9 protein-coding genes are annotated in these 13,915 nt (G+C 56.7%); all 9 read left to right on the top strand.

What is annotated here, in order from left to right; all coding sequences use genetic code 11:
* Positions 1-86 precede the first annotated feature (86 nt).
* Entirely contained in the window at positions 87-3,911 is a 3,825-nt protein-coding gene (locus QZR14_RS00955; RefSeq protein WP_311995632.1) for a hypothetical protein, read from the top strand.
* Between the two features lie 129 nt (positions 3,912-4,040).
* Positions 4,041-5,351, top strand: a complete 1,311-nt coding sequence (locus tag QZR14_RS00950) for a glycosyltransferase (RefSeq protein WP_311995631.1) — start codon at positions 4,041-4,043, stop codon at positions 5,349-5,351.
* Between the two features lie 160 nt (positions 5,352-5,511).
* On the top strand, positions 5,512-6,369 hold the full coding sequence (locus QZR14_RS00945; RefSeq protein WP_311995630.1) for a phospholipase: 858 nt from the start codon (positions 5,512-5,514) through the stop codon (positions 6,367-6,369).
* 80 nt (positions 6,370-6,449) lie between these two features.
* Complete coding sequence (locus tag QZR14_RS00940; RefSeq protein WP_077573033.1) at positions 6,450-7,355, top strand: AraC family transcriptional regulator; 906 nt, start codon at positions 6,450-6,452, stop codon at positions 7,353-7,355.
* Positions 7,356-7,697: 342 nt separating this feature from the next.
* Entirely contained in the window at positions 7,698-9,008 is a 1,311-nt protein-coding gene (locus QZR14_RS00935; RefSeq protein ID WP_311995629.1) for an ABC transporter substrate-binding protein, read from the top strand.
* 173 nt (positions 9,009-9,181) lie between these two features.
* Positions 9,182-10,108 carry a carbohydrate ABC transporter permease gene (locus QZR14_RS00930; protein WP_250605250.1) on the top strand — a complete coding sequence of 309 codons (927 nt, stop codon included), beginning with the start codon at positions 9,182-9,184 and terminating at the stop codon, positions 10,106-10,108.
* Positions 10,109-10,116: 8 nt separating this feature from the next.
* Positions 10,117-10,947 carry a carbohydrate ABC transporter permease gene (locus QZR14_RS00925; RefSeq protein ID WP_034154211.1) on the top strand — a complete coding sequence of 277 codons (831 nt, stop codon included), beginning with the start codon at positions 10,117-10,119 and terminating at the stop codon, positions 10,945-10,947.
* Positions 10,948-11,082: 135 nt separating this feature from the next.
* Positions 11,083-12,186 carry an ABC transporter ATP-binding protein gene (locus tag QZR14_RS00920; RefSeq protein ID WP_311995628.1) on the top strand — a complete coding sequence of 368 codons (1,104 nt, stop codon included), beginning with the start codon at positions 11,083-11,085 and terminating at the stop codon, positions 12,184-12,186.
* Positions 12,187-12,201: 15 nt separating this feature from the next.
* Complete coding sequence (locus tag QZR14_RS00915; RefSeq protein WP_311995627.1) at positions 12,202-13,674, top strand: mannitol dehydrogenase family protein; 1,473 nt, start codon at positions 12,202-12,204, stop codon at positions 13,672-13,674.
* Positions 13,675-13,915 lie beyond the last annotated feature (241 nt).

The following is a 13,915-nucleotide window of genomic DNA, read 5'->3' as shown; positions in this document are numbered from 1 at the left end:
ACTGAATAACGCACTTACACAGCAGCACTTGATGAACAACAAATAACGAATGAGGATATCCGGCACATTAGACAAACGGATCTCCCATGAACATAACAAACATAAACTGGACAATTCATAACGACTTTTCGAATCCAGCCCGTCGCACTCAACTTGACCACGCCGAACGCCTGGAAGTTATCTACAAATTAACAGAGCGCAAAAAAACATTAAGCCCTTCGCAAGCGATCTCGCTGGCTGGCGCAACCATTAAGCTCGAGTCCGGCTCGACGCTTGACAGTGCTTTGCAACCTGGCAGAAAAATGTTGCAGAACTGGTGCGATCAAGAGGCCTTCAAAAAGCTCATGGTCACGTTGAACCTCCCTGACCACTCACAGTTTGCAGTGACGAGCGAAGAAAAAATATACGCAAGATATTCAGGCAAAACATTGCAACTTGCCAACGCACTGAAACTTGCACCAAGCCTCAAAGATGACTTCCTGATACTTATTGAAATGGCGGAACTGACCGGGGGAAGCATTTCCCTGGCTGAACAAATCGATCTGGAACAATGGCTCAAGTTTCATGATTTTTTGATCCCCACAACCGCCGCTGAATGTACCAGACTGACAACATTCATGACGCAACCACCGATAGCGGCCCCGTTACTCGGTAACTATTGGGAAATGATCAAGTCTGGAGTCGACAACTCGGTCACTCTTTCTGCAGATCAACGTAATGAGTTGCGTCGAATCATGACCAGTTACGTGGCAGATCGCTCGCTACTGGAGCAGCTCTCGCAGAGCATCTTTGGCGGGCACGTGGCGCCTTTCGAACGCTCGGAGGCCGAAGATATTATTCAACGACTTGTTTCCAGGCCCATAGCGCTTACATGGGCCCGCGCCTTTGTCCGGGATCTGGGCTGGTATGGCACGCAAGATAATCAGCCGCAATCAGATGAATCGCTCAAGCAGATGCTGCTGACTGCCCTGCTGCTCGACCTTCATCCTCGAGTCGGTGAACCAGAGCCGCGTAATCAGGTGGCAGGTTTCGATTTATACGCCGTCGAGCATATCGAGAAGTCCTTCGCCGATGTTCAGACGGCATTCGAAAATCACCTCATCCAGCATCACCGGATCTCTGAAAAAAATGCGGCTTTGGCCGCTCACTTGCTGCTCGCAGAGGCTGCACCGGAATTTCTGGTGAAAGATTTGCCTGCGACAGTGGCGTTGGGCACCCCGCAATGGGTCGAGTTCTGCCGAATCGTGGCAGTGCAGGAAACCGTCGCACCGGGATCGACGCGGTCAATGACCTATGCCCGATTGCACCAACTGTCGAAGTTGGGTCCGGTGTCCGGATTCCACAAGACCCTCGACGCACTGGCGGCGGGAGACGCCGTGATTGACTGGGCGTTACTCAACAAAATCATCACCCTGGATGAGGTAGAGAAATCGATCACGGATGCCCTTGCAAAAGCGTCCGGTGCTTACGCTCGGTTTGCCGGGACACTTGCCGAGACAGCCGACACACTGGTCCGCCCTTTGCCTACCCGCAAAAGTGTTGCACTGGACATCCTCAAGCAGGTCGCCAAAGGCTGCAGCTATCTGGAACATGACGTCATGTATCAGAAGAAAAACCATGCGCTGGAAGACGCCTACGGCGACCGGATGTCTCTATCGCCCGTGGAGTTGCACATGTCCAACGACCTGGCGACCGAGGACTGGGACCTGAAGACCGGAGAAAGCATCTACACAGCGTTTCCTGACATGCTGCCCAATCTGATTTCCCCTGACGGTGAGTTTTACCGACAGTTCAATCGTGATTACCTCAAGCATATGAAGGCGATGGGCACGCACTTGAAGCAAGCGTTTTGCACACTGCCCATTGCGGATAGAGCGCGCTTGCTGAAAGGCAAAGTGACGATTTTCAGCCTCAGGCCCTCCGTCGCGAAACTCCAGATGCCCGCCAATCTGCCAACCAATCCCCTGTCGTCGACCCTTCACGCGATCCTGTGGGCGACATCAAGCAAACCGACGGAAAGCCATAAAGAAATAGAGGGAGCAAAGGGCCGTTATGGTGTAGTCCTGTGCTCCGAGTTCGAAGGTCGGATGACGTGTTACGAACTTTTCACTCTGCACGGGACCTGTCGCGAAAATCCACGGCTGGCAGCGCTGATTGAACAAGAAGGTCTGCTGAGCACAAGCGTGCGCAGCGACGAAAGAGGCTACTCGCTTCCTGCGACAGTGCATTCATTGCCGACGAATATCGAGTGTTATACCCATGGAGTACCGCCCGGTCTCATTGCGGCAAGTTCGGGCGTGATCGATAAAATCGGTGAGTTGCCAGCGTCTCCGGTCCCCAAGGAGATCAACGGTTATTACCAGAGTTTCTACTCGAGCGAATTCGACCCGTTGACGAATTTCGTACTCAAGCACCGGCCGATCGCTACCTATGATGAGCTGGTCAGAGAATGTTGGGGGCAGACTCGCCTGGAGGCTCTGCGCGCAAAACGGGAAGCGGATCTGGACACTTTTCTGAATTTCGTAGTGCCCTTCAAATCCTGTATCGAAGACTTGAGCTCCGACGATGTCGAGCGACAAGCTCAAGGGGCCGGAGCGTGTGCCCTTGAAGCTGCGATGACTATCCTGCTGGTAGTCGGCGCTGTTGCACAGGTTGTGAGCATCGTTGCCAAAACCATGACCGTTGCCACCAAAGCCAGCGCACTGGCCAAAGTGGGTCTGGGGTTGGTCAATAATGTGTTCAACCCGCTGGACGGCGTACCGGATCTGCTGTTCAAGGGGAGCAAACTGCTGCGCAAGGGATTCAACAGCGGTTTCGCCCAGCTGGAAAATGTGCTTTCCGACGCGCGCAAATGGTCGGGCACCACCTCCCATCGGCACTTGGCCGCGACGATTGATCCCGACACTATTCGCCTCGCGGAGTGGCGACCTGCACAAGCGTCTCAGGACATCTTTCAGGTGTGGGCGACACGACACAACGATGAATGGTTCGCGCTGAACTTGCGGGGCCACGCCTGGGGGCCGGCCCTGAAAAACATCAAGCCGCGAGAAAAATTTTCATTCTTCAGATTGTTCAAGCGATCGACGCCTTTCAGCTACACAAAAGCCTACTTGAAAAAAGCCACCCCCCTTGCTCAGAGCAAACTGGACAACACACTCCAGCTACTGTCGGAAATCGAAAATGACGACGTTCGTTCTATCGTCAAATACGTTTTCGGCACCGACTCGGACGAAGCCATCAACTACGTGAGCAAGAACCTGCTGGCCATGCGCAAGGATCTCGGAGTATTGGGGCAGCACCACATGTCTTTCCGCCAACGTGGAACCGATACCCTCGCTGCATTAAAAACCACAACCTATAAACACTGGAAAGCCAGTGTCGACGCGGGTACACACCTGGATGACGGCGCAACGAAATTCCTTGCGATCTATCCTGACAACCTGGATGAGTGGTACCAGGTGGCCAAGTACGACGATGCCCGGATTGGCGATGTTCTTGTCCACGAAATGTCGCATGGCGCGCCAGGCACACTTGATTTCTACTACGGAGAAGTTTTGGCCGGTATTACCCCGGCAGAATACGATGCGGCAGGCCTGATGGAATTCGCTCGAAATGCTCGCAAGGCGCACCCGAAGAATCTGGCCAACCCTCACCACACTTTTGCGAATCTCAAAGACTTCGAAGAATTTGAGGCGACCCTCGGCAACTGGCCGAAACTCGTGCAGGACCATCCGGCATTGATCAATGCCGAATCCTATTCAGTGGCGGTCTCGCTGATCGATCAGTACCGCACCCATCCGGACATCTTTGTGTCTAACCTGGCCACCCTCCGGCATGCCATAGACGGTACCGACGCGGGGAAATTTCTGAAGGGGCCGCTCTTGCTGAATCTGACACACCCACCGGTCTGAAGGCGGTTTGCGCAGGATGCCAAGCGGCGGTATTGAGGGATATTTTTGACAATCGGGCGCATACCCCACCCCTGTGGTTTAATTGCGCCCTTTTTTTACCCCCTCGTTCGCCGTGAAGGAAAGTTGTCCATGATTCAAGCCGCCGCTACCAAAGTCCTGGTCATCGGTTACGTCTGGCCAGAGCCGCGCTCCTCAGCGGCGAGCGGGCACGTCATGCAGATCCTCGAAACATTCCTGCAGCAAGGCTGGGACATCACCTTCAGCAGTCCGGCCGGGCCTGGCGAGCACAAAGCAGATCTGGCCGCACTGGGCATCCGCGAAGTCGCCATCGAACTCAACAACAGCAGTTTTGATCACTTCATCAGTGAACTGGCACCGGACATTGTGTTGTTCGACCAGTTCATGATGGAGGAACAGTTCGGCTGGCGAGTTGAAAAACACTGCCCTCAGGCACTGCGCGTGCTGGAGACTTCCGACCTGCAAAGTCTGCGGCATGCGCGTCACCAGCGGCTCAAGTCTCGCCTCAAGGTCAATCCGGACCAGAATGATTTCAGTGATGTATTTGCTCCGGCACTGCGCGACGAGTTCGCGTTGATGGCCGAGACCGATCTGGCCAAACGCGAAATCGCCGCGCTGTATCGCTGTGATCTGAACCTGATGATCTCCGAAGTGGAAATTGAACTGCTGATCGAGCAGTTCGGCCTGCCCCGGCAATTGCTGCACTGGTGTCCGTTGATGATCGACCCGCCTGCGGCCACACCTGCAATATTTGCAGAACGGGCACACTTCCTGAGCATCGGCAACTTCCGCCATGCGCCCAACTGGGATGCCGTGCTGTGGATGAAGAGCACGATCTGGCCGCTGATTCGCCAACAGTTGCCCCAAGCCCAATTGCACATCTACGGCGCTTATACGCCGCCCAAAGCCACGGCGCTGCATAACGCCAGCGAAGGTTTCCACATCATGAACTGGGCCGAAGATGCCTTGCAGGTCATGTCTGCCGCACGGGTTTGTCTGGCGCCCCTGCGCTTTGGTGCCGGGATCAAGGGCAAACTGGTCGACGCCATGCTCTGTGGCACTCCCAGCGTCACGACTCCGGTGGGCGCCGAGGGCATGCAGGGCGATCATGCCTGGCCCGGCACCGTCACGAGCAGCGCTGTTGAGTTGGCCAACAGTGCCGTGGCGTTATACAAGGACGAGAAGCTTTGGCAGGAGGCCAGTCACGCGGGATACACGCTGCTCAATGAACGCTATTCGCAATCCGTACACGGTTTGGCGCTGATCGAAAAACTGCGTTATTGCCAACAGAACTTGCATGACCTGAGAGCCAGCAACTTCACAGGAAGTATGCTTCGCCATCACTCGCATAAAAGCACGCAATACATGTCGCAATGGATCGAAGCAAAAAACCGCCATATCGGACAAGACAAAGACTCTTGATAAAACCAACAACAGCATGCAGACAACAACACCAAACAAACCGCATCAATTTCCAGATTGCCTATAACTAACATCCCCCTTATAAAAACCTGCAAGCGCTACTTATATAAACCCTTTCGGTAGCGCCCTTCCCTAAAACAAGTTAATGCAGGTTTAAACAATGGACATTCAATACAGTAATCATCAATGGATGACTGCGACCCCCGCTATCGACAGCCTGTCGCTTTTCGAACTGACACTGCCCGGCACACACAACGCCGGCAGCGACTGGCAAGCCTCTTACCCCTTTTTCGGCCCGCCGCGCCATTGGCTGGCGTGTCAGCACAATACGTTCTACCACCAGCTCCAGCACGGCTCCAGAGTACTTGACATACGTTTGACCTACGAGCCAAAAGCCGAAGGTCTTGGAAAGTTCCCAATGCATCACAATGGTCACCGCAACTCCAGGACGCTGGGACATCTGGTGACCGACATCAATGACTTTCTCGCCAGAAACCCCAACGAGTTCATTATCGTGGACTTTCATGAGCTGACCGGCGACAACTTCGATTACAAGTTCTTCAACGACATGATCATTCATCTATTGGGTCATCGACTGATTCCACGAAACAACCGAACGCTTAATCTGGAACAACTAAAGCGTATCAGCCCTGTTCAGCGAGTCTTGGTCGCAGCACGCTCTCACCAGCAACTTCACAGCGGTATATTTATCGATTCGATCAAGCACGAGTGGTCGGGCAACGGAATTACCAGTGCGAGTGAGTTACAGCAATTCATTGGCAATTTAATGAAGAACTCGTTCAACGTCTGGGCTCCTTGGTCGCTGTCTGCCACCAGTTACAGCGCGGTCGGTGGCCCGGTAGATATTCATGCCGAGCTCGACGCCTGGTTTGATCCAGCCAAAAGTGACTGGGCGCGGAAGTGCAATATCATCAATGTCGATTTCATCGAAGAGTCGCGAATCGTTGAGTTTTGCCGCACAGCCAACCTGCTCAAGGTGCGTCAGCCTAACGCCTGACCGGCACGTTTTCAGGCACTGGCACACAAGAACCGGAAGAGGCATGATCGGCCGGGAGAACAACAAAAAAGTGCCCCGCCATGACCCGAACCGCCCGCGTGACCGACCCTTCGTACGAGTTGATGGATGACCACAACGGCCTGTCCATCATCTATCGCCAGCACGGTTTTCCATGCCCGCTGGTGCGCTGGCACTTTCACAAGGAATACGAACTGCACCTGATCGTTGCCAGTTCCGGCAAGGTGTTCATTGGCGACTACATCGGCAACTTTTATCCCGAAACCCTGTTCCTCACCGGCCCCAACCTGCCGCATAACTGGATCAGTCAAGTCGCCGAGGACGAGGTCGTGGAAAAGCGCGACATGCTGGTCAACTTCACCGACGAGTTGTTCGAGAGTGGCCACCAGGTGTTTGCCGAATTGAAAACCCTGGCGCCCTTGCTGGAGCGCGCGCAGTACGGCATCGAGTTTCGCTGCAAGCGCACCATTCGCCAGGCCATGACGCTGATGCAGCGTATCGCCGACAGCAAGGGCATCACCCGCCTCGGGCACTTCTTCATCCTGATGGAGTTGCTCGCGGCGAGCGATGATTTCCAATTGCTGTCCGGTGCGACCACGCCGCAACTGGCCGATGAACACAATATCGACCGCACGAACCGCGCGGTCGATTACATCTTCAGCCACTACGCCCGCGACATTTCGCTGGAGGAAGTGGCCGAGCATCTGGGCATGACGCCGACCTATTTCAGCCGCGTGTTCAAACAGGCCACCGGGCGCAATTTCATCGAGTTCGTCAATCGGCTGCGTATCAGTAAATCCTGCGAGTTGCTGGCCGACGGTGATAAACCGGTGACCGAGGTGTGTTTTGAATCGGGCTTCAACAATATTTCCAATTTCAATCGACGCTTTCAGCAGCTCAAGGGGATGACGCCGTCGCACTATCGCCGACTCGCGGTGCAGCGCCTGACTGAACAGAACCACCACTGACACTCCGGACTAATGTGGGAGCTGGCTTGCCAGCGATGGGGCCCTCACTGCCGACATCTTCATTGACTGCCCCACCGCTATCGCTGGCAATCCAGCTCCCACAGGTTTGCGCATTTGCTGTTTAAACCAATACGCTATCGAAAGCCACACCGCTCTGAAAACCCCTTCCTTGCGTTTTCTCCGCCAAACCCCAGTGCAAAAAAGTATCGATCAAAGTGCTAGGGATGATTTGTCAGCCCTGCGATTGAAGGCTGTAATCAGCGCACATTCTTCCTGCACAGGAAGACACAAAAACAATAACTGTCCTTCTGTAACCCGCCGGGTGCAGAAAAGGAGTGCACGATGCAACCCACTGCAAAAGCTCTGCTTGCCCTCACCTGCATGACCCTCAGCAGCGTCAGCCTTGGCGCCCAGACCCTGACCATCGCCACCGTCAACAACAGCGACATGATCCGCATGCAAAAGCTCTCGAAAACCTTCGAGACCGAGCATCCGGACATCAAGCTCAATTGGGTCGTGCTCGAAGAAAACGTCCTGCGCCAACGCCTGACCACCGACATCGCCACTCAGGGCGGTCAGTTCGACGTGTTGACCATCGGCATGTACGAAGCGGCACTGTGGGGCGCCAAAGGCTGGCTGGAACCGATGAAGGATCTACCGGCCAGTTACGCCCTCGACGACGTATTCCCGTCGGTGCGTGAAGGCCTGTCGGTCAAGGGTTCGCTGTACGCCCTGCCGTTCTACGCGGAAAGCTCGATCACCTATTACCGCACCGACCTGTTCAAGGATGCGGGCCTGAGCATGCCCGAGCGTCCGACCTGGGAACAGATTGCCGGTTTCGCCGAAAAACTCACGAATAAGGATAAGGAACAGTACGGCATCTGCCTGCGCGGCAAGGCCGGCTGGGGTGAGAACATGGCGCTGATCACCACGGTTGCCAACGCCTACGGCGCGCGCTGGTTCGATGAGAAATGGCAGCCGGAATTCACCGGGCCGGAATGGAAAAACGCACTGAATTTCTATGTCGACACCATGAAGAAATCCGGCCCGCCGGGCGCTTCCAGCAACGGTTTCAACGAAAACCTCGCACTGTTCAACAGCGGCAAATGCGCGATCTGGGTCGATGCCAGCGTCGCCGGCTCGTTCGTCACCGACAAGACCCAGAGCAAAGTCGCCGATCACGTCGGCTTCACCTTCGCCCCGCATCAAGTCACCGATAAAGGTTCGGCCTGGCTGTATTCATGGGCGCTGGCGATCCCGACCAGCTCCAAAGCCAAAGACGCCGCGAAACAATTCAGCGCCTGGGCGACCTCCAAAGAATACGGCGAGCTGGTGGCCAAAACCGACGGCATCGCCAACGTACCGCCCGGCACCCGCGCTTCGACCTACAGCGACGCTTACATGAGCGCCGCACCGTTCGCCAAGGTCACGCTGGAATCGCTGAAAGCGGCTGACCCAAGCAAGCCAACGCTGAAACCAGTGCCGTACATCGGCATACAACTGGTGACCATTCCTGAGTTCCAGGCGGTGGGCACCCAGGTCGGCAAGCTGTTCTCGGCGGCGCTGATCGGCCAGACCACGGTGGATCAAGCCCTGACTGCAGCTCAGCAAACCACTGAACGCGAGATGAAGCGCGCCGGTTATCCCAAGTAATCGCCACTAAACCTGTGGGAGCTGGCTTGCCAGCGATGAGGTCGGCACATTCAACATTGCTGTCGGCTGAACTGTCGCTATCGCTGGCAAGCCAGCTCCCACAGGGTCCGCGCCGATGTCAGGAATGTTGTCTTTCCTGAACATGTTTCTGCACCCAATTGGTTGTGATCACCATGAATACTTCAACTGCCAAAGCCCACCTCGACCTGTCGCAACCTGCGCGCAAGGTCCGCGTACGCAATCCCGGCTGGTTTCTGGTCAGCCCTTCGGTGGCCCTGTTGCTGCTGTGGATGATCGTGCCGCTGGGCATGACCATCTACTTCTCGATGATCCGCTACAACCTGCTCTACCCCGGTGAAAACCAGTTCGTGGGGCTTGAGAACTTCACCTATTTCCTGACCGATTCGGGCTTCATGCCCGGCGCCACCAACACGCTGTTGCTGGTCGGTAGCGTGCTGTTGATCAGCGTGGTCTTCGGCGTGCTGATCAGTGCCTTGCTGGAGGCCAGTGAGTTCCTCGGTCGCGGCATCGTCCGGGTCATGCTGATTTCGCCGTTTTTCATCATGCCCACCGTCGGGGCGCTGATCTGGAAGAACCTGATTTTCCATCCGGTCTCGGGGATCCTCGCCTACATCTGGAAGCTGTTCGGGGCGCAACCGGTGGACTGGCTGGCGCACTACCCGCTGCTGTCGATCATCATCATTGTCTCGTGGCAATGGCTGCCCTTCGCCATTCTGATTCTGATGACCGCCATGCAGTCCCTCGATCAAGAACAGAAAGAAGCCGCGCGCCTCGACGGTGCCGGGCCGATCGCGATCTTCTGGCACCTGACCCTGCCGCACCTGGCGCGGCCGATTGCCGTGGTGGTGATGATCGAAACGATCTTCCTGCTGTCGGTGTTCGCCGAGATTTTCACCACCACCAACGGCGGCCCCGGCTACGCCTCGACCAACCTCGCCTACCTGATCTACAACCAGGCGCTGGTGCAGTTCGACGTCGGCATGGCTTCGGCGGGCGGCCTGATTGCCGTGGTCATCGCCAATATCGCCGCGATCATTCTGGTGCGGATGATCGGCAAAAACCTGACTGACAAAGCCTGAGGCCTGCCATGACTCTCCAACAATCCCGCCGGCTGCAAAGCCTGCTGCTCGGCACCTTGGCCTGGGCCATCGCGATCGTGATTTTCTTCCCGATCTTCTGGATGGTGATGACCAGTTTCAAAACCGAAATCGACGCCTTCGCCACACCTCCGCAGTTTATCTTCACGCCGACGCTGGAGAACTACCTGCACATCAATGAGCGCAGCGACTACTTCAGCTTCGCCTGGAACTCCGTGGTGATCTCGTTCAGCGCCACGGCCCTGTGCCTGTTGATCGCGGTGCCAGCGGCGTACTCGATGGCGTTCTACGAAACCCAGCGCACCAAAGGCACGCTCCTGTGGATGCTCTCGACCAAGATGCTGCCGCCGGTGGGCGTGCTGATGCCGATCTACCTGCTGGCGAAGAGCTTCGGCCTGCTCGACACGCGCATCGCGCTGATCGTGATCTACACGCTGATCAACCTGCCGATTGTGGTCTGGATGGTTTACACCTACTTCAAGGACATCCCCAAAGACATCCTCGAAGCCGCCCGCCTCGACGGCGCCACGCTGTGGCAGGAAATGGTCCGCGTGCTGCTGCCGATCGCCAAGGGTGGCCTCGCCTCGACCGTGCTGCTGTCGCTGATCCTGTGCTGGAACGAGGCCTTCTGGTCGCTGAACCTGACCTCCTCAAAAGCCGCGCCGCTGACCGCGCTGATTGCCTCGTATTCAAGCCCGGAAGGCTTGTTCTGGGCCAAGTTATCGGCGGTCTCGACGCTGGCCTGTGCGCCGATCCTGATCTTCGGCTGGATCAGCCAGAAGCAATTGGTGCGCGGCCTCTCGTTCGGCGCCGTGAAATGAAGATTGAAAAGCAAAAGATCGCAGCCTTCGGCAGCTCCTACTCGGAATGTCGTATCGGCATAACTCTCCTGTAGGAGCTGCCGCAGGCTGCGATCTTTTGATCTTAAAAAAACAACAATGCGGAGGCCCATCCTCATGGCCAACCTGAAAATCAAGAATCTGCAAAAAGGCTTCGAAGGTTTTTCCATCATCAAAGGCATCGACCTGGAAGTGAACGACAAAGAATTCGTGGTCTTCGTTGGCCCTTCGGGCTGCGGCAAATCCACCCTGCTGCGGCTGATCGCCGGTCTGGAAGAGGTCAGCGACGGCACCATCGAACTCGATGGCCGCGACATCACCGAAGTCAGCCCGGCCAAGCGCGATCTGGCGATGGTGTTCCAGACCTACGCGCTGTACCCGCACATGACCGTGAAAAAGAACATGTCCTTCGCCCTCGATCTGGCCGGCGTGCCGAAAGCCGAAGTCGAGAAGAAAGTCGGCGAAGCGGCGCGCATTCTTGAACTCGGGCCGATGCTTGAGCGCAAACCGAAACAGCTCTCCGGTGGTCAGCGCCAGCGCGTGGCGATTGGTCGCGCCATCGTGCGCAATCCGAAGATTTTTCTGTTCGACGAACCACTGTCCAACCTCGACGCCGCGCTGCGCGTGCAGATGCGTCTGGAACTGCTGCGCCTGCACAAAGACCTGCAAGCGACGATGATCTACGTGACCCACGATCAGGTCGAAGCGATGACCATGGCCGACAAAGTCGTGGTGCTCAATGGCGGCAAAATCGAACAGGTCGGCTCGCCACTGGATCTGTATCACAACCCGGCGAACCTCTTCGTCGCCGGGTTCCTTGGCACGCCGAAAATGGGCTTCCTCAAAGGCAAGATCGCCCGCGTCGACGGCCAGAGCTGCGAAGTATCGCTGGACGCCGGCACGCGCATCACCCTGCCCTTCAACGCCGCCAATCTGAGTCTCGGCAGCGCCGTGACCCTGGGCATTCGTCCGGAACATCTGGAGCTGGCGCAACCGGGCGATTGCACGCTGCAAGTCACCGCCGACGTCAGCGAACGCCTGGGCAGCGATACCTTCTGCCACGTCAAAACCAGTGCCGGCGAAGCCCTGACCATGCGCGCGCGCGGTGATCTGGCCAGCCGTTACGGCGAACAACTGAATCTGCACCTCGACCCGGCGCACTGCCATTTATTCGATGCCGAAGGTGTCGCGTTGACCCGTCCGCTGCGCGCTGCGGCCTGATTTCGAGAATTCCCGATGAAACTCAACCAACAGAACCTCCATCGTCTGGCCGCTGAAGTACAACTGCCGACCTATAGCCTCAGCGACACGCGCCAAGGCATCGCCCACATTGGCGTCGGCGGTTTCCATCGCGCGCATCAGGCGTATTACACCGATGCCTTGATGAACACCGGCGAAGCGCTCGACTGGGCGATTTGCGGTGTCGGCCTGCGCGCCGAAGACCGCCGCGCCCGCGACGACCTCAAGGAGCAGGATTACCTGTTCACCCTGTTCGAACTCGGCGACAGCGACGACACCGAAGTCCGCGTCATCGGCGCGATTCGCGACATGTTGCTGGCCGAGGACAGCGCTCAGGCCTTGATCGACAAACTTGCCGACCCGCAGATCCGCATCGTCTCGCTGACCATCACCGAGGGCGGTTATTGCATCGATGACAGCAACGGCGAATTCATGGCCCACCTGCCGCAGATCCAGCATGACCTGGCCCATCCCGAGGCACCGAAAACCGTGTTCGGCTTCTTGTGTGCCGCCCTGGAAAAACGCCGTGCGGCGGGCATTCCGGCGTTTACCGTGATGTCTTGCGATAACCTGCCGCACAATGGCGCCGTGACGCGCAAGGCGCTGCTGGCGTTTGCCACATTGCGCGATAGCAATCTGTGCAGCTGGATCGACGCCAACGTCAGTTTCCCCAACGCCATGGTGGATCGCATCACACCGATGACCAGCACTGCCCATCGCCTGCAACTGGCCGACAAACACGGCATCGACGATGCCTGGCCGGTGGTCTGCGAGCCATTCGTGCAATGGGTGCTGGAGGACAAATTTGTTAACGGCCGTCCGGCCTGGGAAAAGGTCGGCGTGCAGTTCACCGACGATGTTTCGCCCTATGAAGAAATGAAGATCAAACTGCTCAACGGCAGCCACCTGGCGCTGACGTATCTGGGCTTTTTGAAGGGTTATCGGTTTGTTCACGAAACCATGAACGACCCGCTGTTCGTGCGTTACATGCGCGCTTATATGGATCTGGACGTGACCCCGCAGTTGGCGCCGGTGCCGGGCATCGACCTGACGGATTACAAAAACACGCTGGTGGCGCGCTTCTCCAATCAGGCGATTGCCGATCAACTGGAGCGGGTCTGCTCAGACGGCTCGTCGAAGTTTCCCAAGTTCACCATTCCGACGATCAACCGGTTGATTGCCGATGGGCAGGAAACCAAGCGCGCGGCGTTGGTGGTGGCGGCCTGGGCGTTGTATTTGAAAGGTGTGGACGAGAATGGTGATACCTATTCGATCCCCGATCCGCGTGCAGCGTTTTGTCAGGCATTGGTGGCAGACGATGCTTTAATGACCCAGCGGTTGTTGGCGGTCGAGGAGATTTTCGGCACGGCGATCCCGCGTTCGGCGGAGTTTGTCGCGGCGTTTGAGTGGTGCTGCAACAGCTTGCGTGAAGAGGGTGTGACGCGGACTTTGCAGCGGATTCTGGATTGAAAAGCCCCTCACCCTAGCCCTCTCCCGGAGGGAGAGGGAACTGACCGAGTGTTTTGTACAAGTTACATCGACCTGAAAGTCCGGAGTCGAACTCAGGTTTTGAACAGCCCGGATTGAGAGAACTGGAGTCAAACTCAGGTTTTGAATAGCCCGGATTGAGAGAACTGGAGTCAAACTCAGGTTTTGAACAGCCCCCGATCGGCTCCCTTTCCCCCTCGCCCCCTTGGGGGAGAGGGCTGGG

It is taken from the genome of Pseudomonas sp. rhizo66 (assembly GCF_031931925.1).
Lineage (GTDB): Bacteria > Pseudomonadota > Gammaproteobacteria > Pseudomonadales > Pseudomonadaceae > Aquipseudomonas.
The sequence above is the reverse complement of the archived record's forward strand: the minus strand, read 5'-3'. Positions and strand labels throughout refer to the sequence as shown.

Excerpts from the sequence above, each read along its gene's own strand:
- QZR14_RS00955 (WP_311995632.1), top strand. The coding sequence starts at position 87 with ATGAACATAACAAACATAAACTGGACAATTCATAACGACTTTTCGAAT.
- QZR14_RS00950 (WP_311995631.1), top strand. The coding sequence starts at position 4,041 with ATGATTCAAGCCGCCGCTACCAAAGTCCTGGTCATCGGTTACGTCTGG.
- QZR14_RS00945 (WP_311995630.1), top strand. The coding sequence starts at position 5,512 with ATGGACATTCAATACAGTAATCATCAATGGATGACTGCGACCCCCGCT.
- QZR14_RS00940 (WP_077573033.1), top strand. The coding sequence starts at position 6,450 with ATGACCCGAACCGCCCGCGTGACCGACCCTTCGTACGAGTTGATGGAT.
- QZR14_RS00935 (WP_311995629.1), top strand. The coding sequence starts at position 7,698 with ATGCAACCCACTGCAAAAGCTCTGCTTGCCCTCACCTGCATGACCCTC.
- QZR14_RS00930 (WP_250605250.1), top strand. The coding sequence starts at position 9,182 with ATGAATACTTCAACTGCCAAAGCCCACCTCGACCTGTCGCAACCTGCG.
- QZR14_RS00925 (WP_034154211.1), top strand. The coding sequence starts at position 10,117 with ATGACTCTCCAACAATCCCGCCGGCTGCAAAGCCTGCTGCTCGGCACC.
- QZR14_RS00920 (WP_311995628.1), top strand. The coding sequence starts at position 11,083 with ATGGCCAACCTGAAAATCAAGAATCTGCAAAAAGGCTTCGAAGGTTTT.
- QZR14_RS00915 (WP_311995627.1), top strand. The coding sequence starts at position 12,202 with ATGAAACTCAACCAACAGAACCTCCATCGTCTGGCCGCTGAAGTACAA.